The organism is Streptomyces parvulus (assembly GCF_014648855.1).
GTDB classification, from domain to species: domain Bacteria; phylum Actinomycetota; class Actinomycetes; order Streptomycetales; family Streptomycetaceae; genus Streptomyces; species Streptomyces parvulus.
Window position 1 is genome coordinate 197,353 of sequence record NZ_BMRX01000009.1, and the last position, 14,089, is coordinate 211,441.

The following is a 14,089-nucleotide window of genomic DNA, read 5'->3' on the forward strand; positions in this document are numbered from 1 at the left end:
TTCGGTGCTACGGCGTTACAGATCCTGACGGATCCGTGGTGCCTTCGTGGTCTTACTTGACCTCGACGGAGGCGCCGGCGCCCTTGAGGGACTCGGCGGCCTTCTCGGCGGCGTCCTTGGCGACCTTCTCGAGGACGGGCTTCGGGGCGCCGTCCACGAGGTCCTTGGCCTCCTTCAGACCCAGGGAGGTCAGCTCACGCACGACCTTGATGACCTGGATCTTCTTGTCGCCGGCACCCGTGAGGATGACGTCGAACTCGTCCTGCTCGGCCTCGGCCTCGGCAGCGGCGCCACCAGCGGCACCACCGGCGACGACGACCGGCGCGGCAGCGGCGGCGGTGACGTCGAACTTCTCCTCGAAGGCCTTCACGAACTCGGAGAGCTCGATGAGGGTCATCTCCTCGAACTGGGCGAGCAGGTCGTCCTGGCTGAGCTTCGCCATGATGGCGGTCCTTCCACTAATTCGGCAGGTGCCGGATGTACGGGGTGAGGCGGGCGTACGTCGGCCCGCTGCGATCCGTGCCGCGCTCAGGCGGCCCGGATCAGAAAGCGAGCCGAGTTACTCGGCACCGCCCTGCTCGTCCTGCTTGGCACGGAGCGCGTCCACGGTGCGGACGAGCTTCGAGGGCAGCGCCTGGAAGACGGAGGCAGCCTGGGACTGCTTCGCCTTGAAGGCACCGGCCAGCTTGGAGAGCAGAACCTCGCGGGACTCGAGGTCCGCAAGCTTCTTGATCTCGTCGGCGGACAGCGCCTTGCCGTCAAGGACACCGCCCTTGATGACGAGGTTGGGGTTGTCCTTGGCGAAGTCGCGCAGACCCTTCGCCGACTCCACCGGGTCACCGGTGATGAAGGCGACAGCCGTCGGACCATTGAAGTGGTCGTCCAGCGTCGAGATCCCGGCCTCGTTGGCCGCAATCTTGGTCAGCGTGTTCTTCACCACGGCGTACTGGGCGTTCTCACCGAGCGACCGGCGCAGCGTCTTGAGCTGCGCCACGGTGAGACCGCGGTACTCGGTCAGCACGGCGGCGTTGGAGCTGCGGAACTTGTCCGTCAGCTCGGCAACCGCGGCAGCCTTGTCGGGCGTCGCCATAGAGCCTCGGCCTCCTTCCGGGTGATTCGGACCGCGCGGACCCGAAGGAGGACTGGGGCAAACGAAACGCCCCGGCGCAGGCGCACGGGGCGTGGCTCGACCGTCGTTCACGCGCACGAGGCGCTGACTCCGGGAGCTCATCCACAGTCACCTGCGCGGGTCGTCCGCAGTTCAGCGGATCCTTCGGCCACCGTGTCCTCCAGGGAGCACACGGCAACGACCAGCGGTCTTTGGCTTCTGTGGAAGCGTACGGGAACGGGGCAGTGTCAAGCAAATCCGCCCCTGCCGCCACCTCTGGGGGGCGGCTCAGCCCTGCTGGGACTCCTTCATCATCTCGGCCAGGTCCATGGTGTCCTTGGCCGGCGGGGCGGTGACCTTCACCGGCTCGTTGAAGCCGAGGAAGGTGATGGTCATGTCCAGCGGGCCCTTGGCGGCGTCGCCGCGCATGCGGAACTGCTTGGTGTGCTCGTCGCCGTCGACCCACATGTCCATCGTGAGCTTGTCGAGCCCCATCTTCTCGTACTGCTCGAGGCTCTTCTGGCGCTTCTCCCGGGTGGCCTTGTCCTCGCCGTCGAGGGTCTTCTCCAGGTCGGCGAGGGTGACCGTGCCCTTGTAGTGGGTGGTCTCGACGCCGTCGACGGTCTCGGTGCCGACCTTTTCGACGTCCTTCGCCCCGGTGAGGAAGGTGGACTCGGTCGCCGGGTTCTTGTCCGCCTGGGAGGCGCTGCCGAGCTGGTCCAGTTCCTCGCCGCCGGCGCCCAGCGCGGCCAGGTCGAACTTCATCCAGCTCTTGCCGTCCATCTCCTTGGCGGCCTCGGCGCCGCCGCCGATGTACATCGCCTTGTCGACGAGCCGGATCTCCGCGCTCTGGCCACCGCCCTGGTCCAGCGCGGTCATCTTCATGCTCATCGCCGGCTCGGGCTCGAGCTGCATCTGCGCCTCGGCCTTGACGCGGCCCTCCTCGGGGGTCCGGCCGGTCATCCGGTACCGGATGGTCTCGATCTCCTCGGTGTTCTTCGCCGCCTTGGCGACCGCCGCCGCCGGCGTCATCTCCGGGGACTCCTCGGCCCCGCCGGAACAGCCCACGGCCCCGGCGGCGAGGAGCAGCGCGGCCACGGAGGCGCCCACGGGCACACGTACGGAAGTCTTCATCGGTATCCCCCCACAGGATGCAAGGTGCACCTCGGTGCACAGGGGACGCACTGCGGGTGCACAGCCGTCCTCCACGACAAGGACGCGAGCCTAGCCGAGTTGGTTCGCGCGATCTTGGGAATTTCCCACTGGACACCGGGGGTTCAGCCGTCCTGTGCCGCCAGCAGCTCCTTGAAGTCGGCCGTGTCGGCGGCCGGAGGGCGGGCGGCGGAGACGGTGACTCCGTAGTCGTCGTAGTACGCGGTCTGGGTCAGTTCCCCGGTCTTCGTCCGGCCCCGCTCGACCTTCTTGACCAGGAGATTGCGGTCGTCGACCCAGATGTCGACGGTCTGGGCGGTGGCCCCGCCCACCGTGCCGGACCAGTGCGTGGCGCGCCGGCCGCGGATCTTCTCGTCGCCCACCCGGCGCACGTCCTCGGCGGTCAGCAGCAGCTTCACCGCCTGGTGGGGAGTGGTGTTGCGCATCTGGTCCGCGAACCCGGCGCCCGCTCCGCCGCCCAGGTCCTCCAGGTCGGCGTAGACGTACTTGATCCAGTGCCGGCCGCCGAGCCGCTTCGCGAACTCCTCGCCCATGCGGGCGTAGTAGGCGTCGGCCAGGTACCGGGCCTCCATGGCGGTGGTGCCCAGCCGGCGCATGGTCTCGGCGGTGGTGCCGCCGGTGTAGGTGATCATGAGGGTGCCGGTGAGTCCGTCGCGCCAGCCGAGGGCGCCGGTGGCCTCCAGGGACAGCTCGCCGCCCATCACGGTGGTGGAGTCCACCCGTGCGGAGCCGGCCCGCGCGGTGGCCCGTTCGACGGCCCGCAGGGCGTCGGCCGAAGGGCCGGTCGGGGCGGGGGCGTCGCTCGACGCGGGGGCGGACGACGGTGCGGCGGAGGAGGACGGCTTCGCCGGGTCGGCGGGCTCGCCGGAGGAGGTGCAGGCGGTGGCCCCCGCCAGCGTGACCGCCACCGCGACCGCGACGACCGCGCGGCGTATCGCCGTGCCCCTCATCCGCCCACCCCCTGTGCCCCGTGCGCCACCTGCGCCTCGTGCGCCACCTGCGCCTCGTGCGCCGGTCCGCTGCCCGCACGCTAACCCAGGGCCGCGGGAAAAGGGACGGGCCCCGCACCTCGGAAGGTGCGGGGCCCGTGAACCGGTTGGGCGAGCCGTGGGCTCAGACCGCCGCCGGGTCCTCCTCGGTGAGGAGGTTGCGGGTGCGGTTGGAGTCGACCGGGATGCCGGGGCCGATCGTGGTGCTGATCGCGGCCTTCTTGATGTACCGGCCCTTCGCGGCGGACGGCTTGAGACGGAGGATCTCCTCCAGCGCCGCGCCGTAGTTCTCCACCAGCTTGGTGTCGTCGAACGACGTCTTGCCGATGATGAAGTGCAGGTTCGAGTGCTTGTCGACGCGGAACTCGATCTTGCCGCCCTTGATGTCGTTGACAGCCTTGGCGACGTCCGGGGTCACGGTGCCGGTCTTGGGGTTCGGCATGAGACCACGGGGACCGAGCACGCGGCCGAGGCGGCCGACCTTGCCCATGAGGTCCGGGGTGGCGACGACGGCGTCGAAGTCCAGACGGCCCTTCGACACCTCGTCGATCAGTTCGTCGGCGCCGACGATGTCGGCGCCCGCGGCACGCGCGGCCTCGGCACGGTCGCCGGTCGCGAAGACCAGGACCCGGGCGGTCTTGCCGGTGCCGTGCGGGAGGTTCACGGTGCCACGGACCATCTGGTCGGCCTTGCGCGGGTCGACACCCAGGCGGAAGGCGACCTCGACGGTGCCGTCGAACTTGCTCGTGGAGGTCTCCTTGGCGAGACGGACGGCCTCGAGCGGGGCGTAGAGCTTGTCCCGGTCGATCTTGGCGTCCGCAGCGCGGAGAGACTTGCTGCGCTTGCTCACTACTGCTCCTGTTGGCTTCTGAGGAGTCGTGGTGCGGGCCGAGCCGGCCCTGCCACTACTGCTGCTTGCTTACGGGGGTGGAGGTCAGCCCTCGACCGTGACGCCCATGGAACGGGCGGTACCGGCGATGATCTTCTCCGCCTGGTCCAGGTCGTTGGCGTTGAGGTCGGGCATCTTGGTGGTGGCGATCTCGCGGACCTGGTCACGCGTGATCTTCGCGACCTTGGTCTTGTGCGGCTCGCCGGAGCCCTTCTCCACACCCGCGGCCTTGAGGATCATCTTCGCGGCCGGCGGGGTCTTGGTGATGAAGGTGAAGGAACGGTCCTCGTAGACCGTGATCTCCACCGGGATGACCCAGCCACGCTGCGACTCGGTCGCGGCGTTGTAGGCCTTGCAGAACTCCATGATGTTCACGCCGTGCTGACCCAGCGCGGGGCCGACCGGCGGAGCCGGGTTGGCGGCGCCGGCCTGGATCTGGAGCTTGATGAGCCCCGTGACCTTCTTCTTCTTGGGAGGCATGGCTCTCCGGGTCCTTTCGATTCGGGTCCTGCCCACGACCGGGAGCTACCCGGACACAGGCATACCGCACAACGATAGCGGGTATAGATGCGCGGCCAAAAACCGAGCAGGTCAGGCGCCCGCTCGCACGAGGGCCTGACCTGCTCGGACGCTGTGACTCCAGCCGAACCTGTGACGAACTAGTTCTTCTGGATCTGGTCGAAGCTCAGCTCGACCGGGGTCTCGCGGCCGAAGATCTCGACGAGGCCCTTGACCTTCTTCGAGTCGGCGTTGATCTCGTTGATCGTGGCCTGGAGGGTGGCGAAGGGGCCGTCGGTGACGGTGACCGAGTCGCCGACCTCGAAGTCCAGGACCTGGACCTCGACCTTGCGCTGCGGCGCCGGCTTGCCCTCGGCCTCGGCCGCCTCGCGGGCGGCCTTCTCCTCGGCCTCCGGGGCGAGCATCTTGACGATCTCGTCCAGCGTCAGCGGGTACGGGTCGTAGGCGTTGCCGACGAAGCCGGTGACGCCCGGGGTGTTGCGGACGACGCCCCAGGACTCGTTGGTCAGGTCCATGCGGACCAGCACGTAGCCGGGGAGCTTGTTCTGGCGGATCGTCTTGCGGTCGCCGTTCTTGATCTGGACGACCTCTTCCTGCGGCACCTCGGCCTGGAAGATGTAGTCCTCGACGTTCAGCGAGACGGCGCGCTGCTCGAGGTTGGTCTTCACGCGGTTCTCGTAACCGGCGTAGGTGTGGATCACGTACCACTCGCCGGGCAGGACGCGCAGTTCGCGGCGGAGCGCCTCGATCGGGTCCAGCTCGGGCTCGGGCTCCGCGGCCTCTTCCACCTGCTCGGCGGAGTCGTCGTCCGCGGCTTCCGCGGTCTCCGCGGCCTCGTCGTCCTCGGCCTCTGCGGTCTCGTCCGCTTCGACGACGGCGTCGTCGGCAGCCTCGGCCTCGGCGGAGGCCTGGGTGTCCTCGTTGCCGGCGCCCTCGACGGTGCCGGGCTCGTCCTCGACGGACTCGACCGGCTCGAAGGCGTCGTTCACGTTCGGGTCAGACACGGTGGCTGCTTCTTCCTGGATACATAGGGGTGGAACACGCGAAAGGGGCGCCGGGTACCTCGGCGCCCTTCGCTCTCGACTCAGCCGAAGACGTACTTGGCGGCGTGAGAGAAGCCATAGTCAATCAGAGTCACCAGGCCGATCATGATGACCACGAAGATGATCACCACGGTGGTGTACGTGGTCAGCTGATTGCGGGTCGGCCAGACGACCTTGCGGAGTTCCGCGACGATCTGGCGGTAGAAGAGGGCGAGCCGCTTGAGGGGGCCCTTCTTGCCGCGCTTGCCGCCCTTGCGGGACTTCTTGTCCGGCGCCTCGTCCTGGGCATCAGGCATGTCGATGGAGCCCACGGCGTCCGTCACTCGTCCTCACCTGATTCCGGGTCGTGGCCGTGCCGCGCCCGGTTGGAGCCGCACGGCGGTGCATTGCTGTACGTACATGCGCACACATCCTGGCGATGGTGTGTGTAGCAGGGCCGGAGGGACTTGAACCCCCAACCGCTGGTTTTGGAGACCAGTGCTCTACCAATTGAGCTACGACCCTTTGTGTGTCCCCCAACGTACCGCATCCACTCGGATGCTTGGTGTGCACCGAATGACCGCGGGCTGCTGAAGGCCAACGAGGTGAGAGTGTACGTGCTCACGGGCCGGGCGTCGAACAGAATGGGGCGGCGAGGCGGCCCGCCGGGGGGCACCGGCCGAAGATCGCCCAGGCGGGCGCGGGGTTCCGGACAGTTGTTCTGGACCGCGCCCGGTGCTGTTCAGTCCGTGAAACCCGTGTGCCGGTGCTGTTTCCGGTCTGGAACGATGGGGCCATGAGCGCTGCAACCCCTCCCACCGAGCGCCGGGTCTCCGCCCGAGTCGGCGCGATCTCCGAGTCCGCGACCCTCGCCGTGGACGCCAAGGCCAAGGCCCTGAAGGCCGCCGGGCGTCCGGTGATCGGCTTCGGCGCCGGTGAGCCCGACTTCCCGACGCCGGACTACATCGTCGAGGCCGCCGTCGAGGCGTGCAAGAACCCGAAGTTCCACCGCTACACGCCGGCCGGCGGGCTGCCCGAGCTGAAGGCCGCCATCGCCGCCAAGACGCTGCGCGACTCCGGCTACGAGGTCGACCCGTCGCAGATCCTCGTCACCAACGGCGGCAAGCAGGCCATCTACGAGGCGTTCGCCGCGATCCTCGACCCGGGCGACGAGGTCATCGTCCCGGCGCCGTACTGGACGACGTACCCCGAGTCGATCCGGCTGGCCGGCGGCGTGCCCGTCGAGGTCGTCGCCGACGAGACGACCGGCTACCGGGTGAGCGTGGAGCAGCTGGAGGCCGCGCGCACCGAGAAGACGAAGGTCGTCCTCTTCGTCTCTCCGTCGAACCCGACGGGGGCGGTGTACAGCGAGGCCGAGACCGAGGCGATCGGCCAGTGGGCCGTGGAGCACGGCCTGTGGGTGCTGACCGACGAGATCTACGAGCACCTCGTCTACGGCGACGCCTTCTCCGTCTCCCTGCCGGCGCTGCTGCCCGAGCTGCGCGACAAGTGCGTCGTGGTCAACGGCGTCGCGAAGACGTACGCGATGACCGGCTGGCGGGTCGGGTGGGTCATCGGACCGAAGGACGTCGTCAAGGCCGCGACGAACCTGCAGTCGCACGCCACCTCCAACGTGTCCAACGTGGCCCAGGCGGCGGCGATCGCGGCGGTCTCCGGGGACCTGGACGCGGTGGCGAAGATGCGGGAGGCCTTCGACCGGCGCCGCCAGACCATCGTGCGGATGCTCAACGAGATCGACGGCGTGGTGTGCCCGGAGCCCAAGGGCGCGTTCTACGCGTACCCGTCGGTGAAGGCGCTGGTCGGCAAGGAGATCCGCGGCAAGCGCCCGCAGGACACGGCCGAGCTGGCCGCGCTGATCCTGGAGGAGGCCGAGGTCGCGGTGGTGCCGGGCGAGGCCTTCGGCACGCCCGGGTACCTGCGGCTGTCGTACGCGCTCGGTGACGAGGACCTCGTCGAGGGCGTGAGCCGGATCCAGAAGCTGCTGGCGGAGGCGCGGGACTGATCGCGCTCCGCACCGCAGGGCACCCCGTAACGTCACGGGGTGCCCTGTTTGTTTGTGCGAGCAAGACCACGTACGGGGAAAGTGCTGTCGGGTCGGGCGTGTCGTACGGCAGGATCGCGGAATGGAGCGTGTACGTGATGTCTCTGAACTGCCGAAGGCCCATCTCCACCTGCACTTCACCGGGTCGATGCGGCCCGCGACCCTGCTGGAACTGGCCGACAAGCACGGTGTCCGACTGCCCGAGACGCTGACCGAGGCGCTGGGCCGCGGGGAGTCGCCCAAGCTGCGGGCGACGGACGAGCGGGGCTGGTTCCGCTTCCAGCGGCTGTACGACGCGGCTCGGTCGTGTCTGCAGGAGCCGGAGGACATCCAGCGGCTGGTGCGGGAGGCCGCGGAGGAGGACCTGCGGGACGGGTCCGGGTGGCTGGAGATCCAGGTCGACCCGACGTCGTACGCCCCGCGGCTCGGCGGGCTGATCCCGGCGCTGGAGATCATCCTGGACGCGGTGGAGACGACCGTGCGGGACACCGGGATCGGGATGCGGCTGCTGGTGGCCGCGAACCGGATGAAGCACCCGCTGGACGCGCGGACGCTGGCCCGGCTGGCGGTGCGGTACGCGGACCGGGGGGTCGTCGGGTTCGGGCTGTCCAACGACGAACGGCGGGGCATGGCCCGGGACTTCGACCGGGCGTTCGCGATCGCGCGCGAGGGCGGGCTGCTGTCGGCGCCGCACGGGGGCGAGCTGACCGGCCCGGCGTCGGTGCGGGACTGCCTGGACGACCTGGAGGCGGACCGGATCGGGCACGGGGTGCGGGCGGCGGAGGATCCGCGGCTGCTGAAGCGGCTGGCCGACCGCCAGGTGACGTGCGAGGTGTGCCCGGCGTCGAACGTCGCCCTGGGCGTCTACGAGAAGCCGGAGGACGTGCCGCTGCGCAGGCTGTTCGAGGCGGGGGTGCCGATGGCGCTGGGCGCGGACGACCCCCTGCTGTTCGGGGCGCGACTGGCGGCCCAGTACGAGTTCGCCCGCGAGCACCACGCGTTCACGGACGCGGAGCTGGCGGAGCTGGCCCGTCAGTCGGTCCGCGGGTCGGCGGCGCCGGAGGACGTGAAGGGGAGGCTGCTGGCCGGGGTGGACGACTGGCTGGCGGGATGATCCGCCCCGGCCGGGCTGTCTAGAGCCGGACGCCCACCGTCACCGGCTCGTTGACCAGCGTGACGCCGAACGCGTCGCGGACGCCGGCGACGACCTCGCGGGCCAGCGCCAGCAGGTCCTCGGTGGTGGCCTCGCCGCGGTTGGTCAGCGCGAGGGTGTGCTTGGTGGAGATGCGGGCGGGGCCCGCGCCGTACCCCTTGGTGAAGCCGGCCTTGTCGATCAGCCAGGCCGCCGAGGTCTTGATGCGGCCGTCGCCGGCCGGGAAGGCGGGCGGCTCCACCGCGTCGCCGAGGCGTTCGGCGACGCGCGCGCGGAACGCGGCGAACTCCTCGTCCGTGAGGATCGGGTTGGTGAAGAACGATCCGGCCGACCAGGTGTCGTGGTCGTCGGGGTTCAGCACCATGCCCTTCCCGGCGCGCAGCTTGAGCACGGTGTCGCGGGCGGCGGTCAGCCGGACCCGGTCCCCCGGCTCCACACCGAGCGCGCGGGCCGTCTCGGCGTAGCGGACGGGTGCCGAGAAGCCGCGGGCGTCCTCCAGCTCGAAGCGGACGCGGAGCACGACGTACCGCTCGGGTTCGGCCTTGAAGCGGCTGTGGCGGTAGGAGAAGTCGCAGGCGGCGTTGGAGAGGGCGACCGTCTCCTGGCTCCTGCGGTCGTACGCCGTGACCTCGGTGATCGTGGAGCTGACCTCCTGGCCGTACGCGCCGACGTTCTGGATGGGGGTCGCGCCGGCCGAGCCGGGGATGCCGGCCAGGCACTCGACGCCGGCCAGTCCGGCCTCGACGGTGCGGGCGACGGCGTCGGACCAGATCTCGCCGGCCGCGAGCTCCAGCGTCGTGCCGTCGAGGGTGAGGCCCCGGGTGGCGATGTGCAGGGCGGTGCCGTCGAAGCCCTTGTCGCCGATGACCAGGTTGGATCCGCCGCCGATGAGGAGCAGGGGGGTGCCGGTGTCGTCGGCGTCGCGGACGGCGGCGATCACCTCGGCGTCGGTCGTGGCCGTGATCAGCCGGGTCGCCGGGCCTCCGAGTCGGAAGGTGGTCAGCGGGGCGAGGGGGGCGTCGTGGAGTTCCTGCACGCCGCCAAGACTACGAGACGGCACCGACAGGCCGGGGCAGCGGGAAGCGCCCCGGCCGGACGGCCGGGGCGCTTCCTCCGTCGTCGCGGGCGGGCGACGTCCTTGAGGGCCTGCGGCTCCGGGGCTGACGGCGTCCAAGGAGGTCCGCCTGACGGTCTCGTAGCGGCGGTCAGCGAGCGGCCGCGGGGGCGGAGATCGTGTCGGCCGGGGCGGTGGCGGGGCCCCGGAGTGACTTCCCGTCGCCTTCCGCGGGGTCCGAGGGGGTCCGGCCGCCCGGGACCAGCAGGGCGGCGATGCCTCCGAGGGCCACCACGGCCGCGCCGACCGCGACGGCGGGCCGCAGTCCGTCGACGAAGATCTGGGCGGACTCGTACCCGCCCTGCGCCGCGAAGATCGAGGACATGACCGCGATGCCGAGCGCGCCGCCCACCTCGCGCAGGGCGTTGTTCGCGCCGGACGCGATGCCCTGCTCCTTCGCCACGACGCTGGACATCACGAGCGCGGAGGCGGGGGCGAAGTACAGGGCCATGCCGATGCCGCTGATGATCAGCCCGGGCAGCTGGGCCGCGTAGGTGGCGTCGGCCGTGATCACCTGGGCGAGGTAGCCGAGGCCGGCCGCCTGGAGGAAGAGCCCGGCCGCGACGACGGGGCGCCCTCCGATGCGGTCGGAGAGGAAGCCGGCGAGGGGCGCGACGAGCATCGGCATACCGGTCCAGGGCAGCATGCGCAGTCCGGCCTCGGTGGGCGAGTAGCCGAGCACGCCCTGCATGTACTGGCTGAGCAGGAAGATCGAGCCGAACATGCCGAGGAACATCAGCAGGCTCGCCGCGTTGATCCCGGCGAAGGCGCGGGAGCGGAAGAGCCGCATGGGGAGCATGGGGTTCCTGGCACGCGTGCTGTAGAGGACGAAGCCGGCCAGCAGCGCGGCGCCGGCGAACAGGGCCGTCAGCACCACGGAGCCGGTCCAGCCGTCGAGGGGCCCGCGGACCAGGCCGTAGACGATCCCGAAGAGTCCGCCGCTGGCGAGCAGCGTGCCGGGGAGGTCGAGCGGCGCGCCGGTGCCGTGGGACTCGGCGAGGCGGAGGCGGGCCAGCGGCAGCAGGGCCAGGCCCAGCGGAACGTTCAGCCAGAAGATCCACTGCCAGGAGAGGTGCTCGGTGAGGGTGCCGCCGACCAGCGGTCCCGAGGCCACGGCCAGCCCGTTGACGGCGCCCCAGATGCCGTACGCCATCCCGCGGCGCTCCGCCGGGACGGCGGCGGTCAGCAGGGTGAGGGTGAGCGGCATCATGATCGCCGCGCCGACGCCCTGCACCGCGCGGGCGGCGATGAGCGAGTCGATGCCGGGTGCCAGGGCCGCGGCGGCGGAGGCGAGGGTGAAGACGGTCAGGCCGATGGTGAAGAGCCTGCGGCGGCCGAAGCGGTCGCCGAGTGCCGCGCCGAACATCAGGAGGACGGCGAAGGTGAGCGTGTAGGCGCTCACGGTCCACTCCAGGTCGTGCAGCGCCCCGCCCAGGTCCTCGCGGATGGAGGGCAGGGCCGTGGTGACGACGAGGTTGTCGAGGGCAGCCATGAATCCGGCGACGCTGGTGATGACGAGGGCCCAGACCGCTCCCCCGCCGCGTGTGCTCTGTCCCGTGCCGTGCTGTGACATCTCTCCCCCAGAGGGTGTGCACTGCTTGCGGTAATGGATTAGTGATCGATGACTAACTTTTGCGCCCACACGGGAGGCGTCGCAGACGCACATCCCGTGGGCCGCCGGCGCCCTACGCGCCGCTCCGGCCTTCCTTGGCCCGTGCGGAGATGTAGAGGCCTTCCCAGATCCGGTGCCCCGGCGGAAAGCCCATCCCCGCCAGGGTGTTGACGAGCATGCCGTACGCCATGAAGGTCGTCGTCTCGTCGATGTCGCCCCCGAGCGGCACGTGCACGGTGTCCCAGAGCTCCAGCCAGCCCCTGCGCACCATCTCGCCGAACTCGTGGTCACCGGCCGCCTCGGCCGCGGCGACCGTGACGTACACCTGCAACTGCATCTGCAGCTTCTCGGGGTGGTCCGCGATCAGCTGCGTGTAGGCCTCGGCCATGGAGTGCAGGGCCTCTTCGCCGTGCAGCCCCTCGGACGCCTTCTCGAACACCCGGCGCGTGTCGTGCAGGCAGCGCTCGGCCACCGCCAGGAAGATCGCCTTCTTGCCCGGGAAGAGCCGGAAGAGGTACGGCTGGGAGACGCCCACGCGCTTGGCGATGGCCTCCGTGGAGGTGCCGTAGTACCCGCCGCGGGCGAACTCGGTCGTCGCCGCGCGGATGACGCTCTCGCGCCGTTCCTCTGCGCTCATCCTGACCATACGAGTAAGTTAGTGCTCAATCACTAACTACGTCAAGCGGTTACTGGCGCCGATCGCACGCACGCGCGCGGGGGCCCCGGCCGCCGCTCGCCGTAAGGGGCGTCCTCAATGGAGAACGCCCCTTACCGTGCCGTTCAGCCCAGGCGGACGACGGCCCTGGACATGCCGAGGACCTTCTGGCCGCCGCTGGTGGCGAGCAGGTCGACGCGGACGCGGTTGTCGTCGAGCTTGGCCGCGACCTTGCCGCTGACCTCGATCACGGCACCCCGGTCGTCGTTCGGGACGACGACGGGCCGGGTGAAGCGGACGCCGTACTCCACGACCGAGCCGGGGTCGCCGGTCCAGTCGGTGACGACGCGGATCGCCTCGGCCATGGTGAACATGCCGTGCGCGATGACGTCCGGCAGGCCGACGTCCTTGGCGAACTTCTCGTTCCAGTGGATCGGGTTGAAGTCGCCGGAGGCGCCCGCGTACCGCACCAGCGTGGCGCGGTCCACGGGGAAGGACTGCGCGGGCAGTTCGGTGCCGACCTCGACGTCGCCGTACGCGATCGGGGAGGCGGGCGGGGTCGGGGTGGGTTCGGTCACGGTGCTCACGCCTCCTCGGCCGCGCGGGCCACGAGCTTGGTCCAGGCGGTGACGACGTGCTCGCCGCTCTCGTCGTGGACCTCGCCGCGGATGTCCAGGACGTCGTTGCCGGCCAGCGACTTGATCCCCTCGATGGTCGAGGTGACGGTGAGCCGGTCGCCGGCCCGCACCGGGCGGACGTAGGCGAACTTCTGGTCGCCGTGCACGACCCGGCTGTAGTCGAGACCCAGCTGCGGGTCCTGGACGACCTGTGCGGCGGCCTTGAACGTGATCGAGAACACGAAGGTCGGCGGGGCGATCACGTCGGGGTGGCCGAGCGCCTTCGCGGCATCCGCGTCCGTGTACGCCGGGTTGGCGTCACCCACCGCCTCCGCGAACTCGCGGATCTTCTCCCGGCCCACCTCGTAGGGCGCGGTGGGCGGATACGTCCGCCCCACGAACGACTGGTCGAGCGCCATGGGTTCGCATCCTCCTGCTGCTGCTCTGCTCTGCTGTGCGGCGGGTGCCGTCCCCGGCGTCCGCCGACCCAAACGACGCGAGGCCGCCCCCAGCTTCGGGGACGGCCTCGTGTACGAGCCTTGTTAGCGCGTCTCGCGGTGCGCGGTGTGCGCGTTGCAACGCGGGCAGTGCTTCTTCATCTCCAGTCGGTCCGGGTTGTTACGCCGGTTCTTCTTGGTGATGTAGTTCCGCTCCTTGCACTCCACGCAGGCCAGCGTGATCTTCGGGCGGACGTCGGTGGCAGCCACGTGAGTGCTCCTTGACGGACGGATTGATGATATTAACGCAGGAAAGAGTAGCCGATTGAAGGACCGACCCCGCAATCGGCTACTGTCAGTAGCGGTGACCGGACTTGAACCGGTGACACAGCGATTATGAGCCGCTTGCTCTACCGACTGAGCTACACCGCTGTGATGCGATCGGGCCCCGCCTCGCGGCGGGAACCTCTCACACCAGAGCCCCAAAACGGAATCGAACCGTTGACCTTCTCCTTACCATGGAGACGCTCTGCCGACTGAGCTATTGGGGCGAGCGATGAAGACATTACACGGTCGCCCGCCGTTCGCCCAAATCCGTTTCGTCGCCCCTGACCCGTCCCGTCCCCGCGGCTCCGACGGGCCGGACCGCGCCGGTACGACTATTGCGCTCCTCCGCGCCACGGGCTGATCACGGTCCTAGGCTCGACTCACTCTGCGTGATCTTGCGTCCCCCACTGCG

General features: G+C 70.0%; 16 protein-coding genes and 3 tRNA genes. 2 read left to right on the top strand and 17 right to left on the bottom strand.

Annotated features, from left to right (window positions below; translation table 11 throughout):
- Positions 1 to 52 precede the first annotated feature (52 nt).
- The 9 genes from rplL to IE108_RS19190 all read right to left on the bottom strand — a co-directional run bounded on the left by rplL (position 53) and on the right by IE108_RS19190 (position 6,225).
- Positions 53 to 442 (bottom strand): 50S ribosomal protein L7/L12, encoded by a 390-nt coding sequence (gene rplL, locus IE108_RS19150; RefSeq protein WP_064729330.1) that lies wholly within the window; start codon positions 440 to 442, stop codon positions 53 to 55.
- 117 nt (positions 443 to 559) lie between these two features.
- Positions 560 to 1,090 (bottom strand): 50S ribosomal protein L10, encoded by a 531-nt coding sequence (gene rplJ / locus IE108_RS19155; protein WP_064729329.1) that lies wholly within the window; start codon positions 1,088 to 1,090, stop codon positions 560 to 562.
- 306 nt (positions 1,091 to 1,396) lie between these two features.
- Positions 1,397 to 2,242 carry an SCO4651 family lipoprotein gene (locus IE108_RS19160; protein WP_064729328.1) on the bottom strand — a complete coding sequence of 282 codons (846 nt, stop codon included), beginning with the start codon at positions 2,240 to 2,242 and terminating at the stop codon, positions 1,397 to 1,399.
- Positions 2,243 to 2,385: 143 nt separating this feature from the next.
- Positions 2,386 to 3,231, bottom strand: coding sequence for an SCO4651 family lipoprotein (locus tag IE108_RS19165; RefSeq protein ID WP_064729327.1), 846 nt, complete (start codon positions 3,229 to 3,231; stop codon positions 2,386 to 2,388).
- Between the two features lie 163 nt (positions 3,232 to 3,394).
- Complete coding sequence (gene rplA / locus IE108_RS19170) at positions 3,395 to 4,120, bottom strand: 50S ribosomal protein L1 (protein WP_064729326.1); 726 nt, start codon at positions 4,118 to 4,120, stop codon at positions 3,395 to 3,397.
- Between the two features lie 84 nt (positions 4,121 to 4,204).
- The gene (gene rplK / locus IE108_RS19175) at positions 4,205 to 4,639 is read right to left on the bottom strand and encodes a 50S ribosomal protein L11 (RefSeq protein WP_003974315.1); all 435 of its coding nucleotides are present in this window, start codon (positions 4,637 to 4,639) and stop codon (positions 4,205 to 4,207) included.
- A gap of 179 nt (positions 4,640 to 4,818) precedes the next feature.
- Positions 4,819 to 5,682: a transcription termination/antitermination protein NusG gene (gene nusG, locus IE108_RS19180; protein ID WP_064729325.1), complete on the bottom strand. Its 864-nt coding sequence runs from the start codon at positions 5,680 to 5,682 to the stop codon at positions 4,819 to 4,821.
- A gap of 80 nt (positions 5,683 to 5,762) precedes the next feature.
- Positions 5,763 to 6,044 (bottom strand): preprotein translocase subunit SecE, encoded by a 282-nt coding sequence (gene secE, locus IE108_RS19185; protein WP_064729324.1) that lies wholly within the window; start codon positions 6,042 to 6,044, stop codon positions 5,763 to 5,765.
- 108 nt (positions 6,045 to 6,152) lie between these two features.
- Positions 6,153 to 6,225, bottom strand: a tRNA-Trp gene (locus IE108_RS19190).
- Positions 6,226 to 6,496: 271 nt separating this feature from the next.
- Here IE108_RS19190 and IE108_RS19195 point away from each other — a divergent pair.
- Together IE108_RS19195 and IE108_RS19200 are read left to right on the top strand one after the other, a co-directional pair.
- A complete protein-coding gene (locus tag IE108_RS19195; protein WP_064729323.1) occupies positions 6,497 to 7,723 on the top strand; it encodes a pyridoxal phosphate-dependent aminotransferase in 1,227 nt (408 codons plus the stop codon).
- A gap of 121 nt (positions 7,724 to 7,844) precedes the next feature.
- On the top strand, positions 7,845 to 8,876 hold the full coding sequence (locus IE108_RS19200) for an adenosine deaminase (protein ID WP_064729322.1): 1,032 nt from the start codon (positions 7,845 to 7,847) through the stop codon (positions 8,874 to 8,876).
- A 19-nt stretch (positions 8,877 to 8,895) separates the two neighbouring features.
- Here IE108_RS19200 and IE108_RS19205 read toward each other — a convergent pair whose 3' ends face one another.
- The 8 genes from IE108_RS19205 to IE108_RS19240 all read right to left on the bottom strand — a co-directional run bounded on the left by IE108_RS19205 (position 8,896) and on the right by IE108_RS19240 (position 13,901).
- Positions 8,896 to 9,951: a UDP-N-acetylmuramate dehydrogenase gene (locus IE108_RS19205; RefSeq protein ID WP_064729321.1), complete on the bottom strand. Its 1,056-nt coding sequence runs from the start codon at positions 9,949 to 9,951 to the stop codon at positions 8,896 to 8,898.
- A gap of 169 nt (positions 9,952 to 10,120) precedes the next feature.
- The gene (locus IE108_RS19210) at positions 10,121 to 11,602 is read right to left on the bottom strand and encodes an MFS transporter (protein ID WP_064729320.1); all 1,482 of its coding nucleotides are present in this window, start codon (positions 11,600 to 11,602) and stop codon (positions 10,121 to 10,123) included.
- Positions 11,603 to 11,714: 112 nt separating this feature from the next.
- Complete coding sequence (locus tag IE108_RS19215) at positions 11,715 to 12,287, bottom strand: TetR/AcrR family transcriptional regulator (protein WP_064729319.1); 573 nt, start codon at positions 12,285 to 12,287, stop codon at positions 11,715 to 11,717.
- Between the two features lie 134 nt (positions 12,288 to 12,421).
- Complete coding sequence (locus tag IE108_RS19220; RefSeq protein WP_107420467.1) at positions 12,422 to 12,838, bottom strand: MaoC family dehydratase; 417 nt, start codon at positions 12,836 to 12,838, stop codon at positions 12,422 to 12,424.
- 41 nt (positions 12,839 to 12,879) lie between these two features.
- Positions 12,880 to 13,332 (bottom strand): MaoC family dehydratase N-terminal domain-containing protein, encoded by a 453-nt coding sequence (locus tag IE108_RS19225; RefSeq protein ID WP_064729318.1) that lies wholly within the window; start codon positions 13,330 to 13,332, stop codon positions 12,880 to 12,882.
- 123 nt (positions 13,333 to 13,455) lie between these two features.
- Positions 13,456 to 13,620, bottom strand: coding sequence for a 50S ribosomal protein L33 (gene rpmG, locus IE108_RS19230; RefSeq protein WP_003948671.1), 165 nt, complete (start codon positions 13,618 to 13,620; stop codon positions 13,456 to 13,458).
- Positions 13,621 to 13,709: 89 nt separating this feature from the next.
- Positions 13,710 to 13,782 (bottom strand) — tRNA-Met (locus IE108_RS19235).
- Between the two features lie 46 nt (positions 13,783 to 13,828).
- Positions 13,829 to 13,901: transfer RNA gene (locus tag IE108_RS19240), tRNA-Thr, on the bottom strand.
- Positions 13,902 to 14,089 lie beyond the last annotated feature (188 nt).

Bases quoted from the DNA above. Each gene is read 5' to 3' on its own strand.
- IE108_RS19200 (WP_064729322.1), top strand. From the start codon at position 7,845: ATGGAGCGTGTACGTGATGTCTCTGAACTGCCGAAGGCCCATCTCCAC.
- IE108_RS19165 (WP_064729327.1), bottom strand. From the start codon at position 3,231: ATGAGGGGCACGGCGATACGCCGCGCGGTCGTCGCGGTCGCGGTGGCG.
- rplL (WP_064729330.1), bottom strand. From the start codon at position 442: ATGGCGAAGCTCAGCCAGGACGACCTGCTCGCCCAGTTCGAGGAGATG.
- IE108_RS19210 (WP_064729320.1), bottom strand. From the start codon at position 11,602: ATGTCACAGCACGGCACGGGACAGAGCACACGCGGCGGGGGAGCGGTC.
- rplK (WP_003974315.1), bottom strand. From the start codon at position 4,639: ATGCCTCCCAAGAAGAAGAAGGTCACGGGGCTCATCAAGCTCCAGATC.
- IE108_RS19195 (WP_064729323.1), top strand. From the start codon at position 6,497: ATGAGCGCTGCAACCCCTCCCACCGAGCGCCGGGTCTCCGCCCGAGTC.
- IE108_RS19160 (WP_064729328.1), bottom strand. From the start codon at position 2,242: ATGAAGACTTCCGTACGTGTGCCCGTGGGCGCCTCCGTGGCCGCGCTG.
- rplJ (WP_064729329.1), bottom strand. From the start codon at position 1,090: ATGGCGACGCCCGACAAGGCTGCCGCGGTTGCCGAGCTGACGGACAAG.
- IE108_RS19215 (WP_064729319.1), bottom strand. From the start codon at position 12,287: ATGGTCAGGATGAGCGCAGAGGAACGGCGCGAGAGCGTCATCCGCGCG.
- IE108_RS19225 (WP_064729318.1), bottom strand. From the start codon at position 13,332: ATGGCGCTCGACCAGTCGTTCGTGGGGCGGACGTATCCGCCCACCGCG.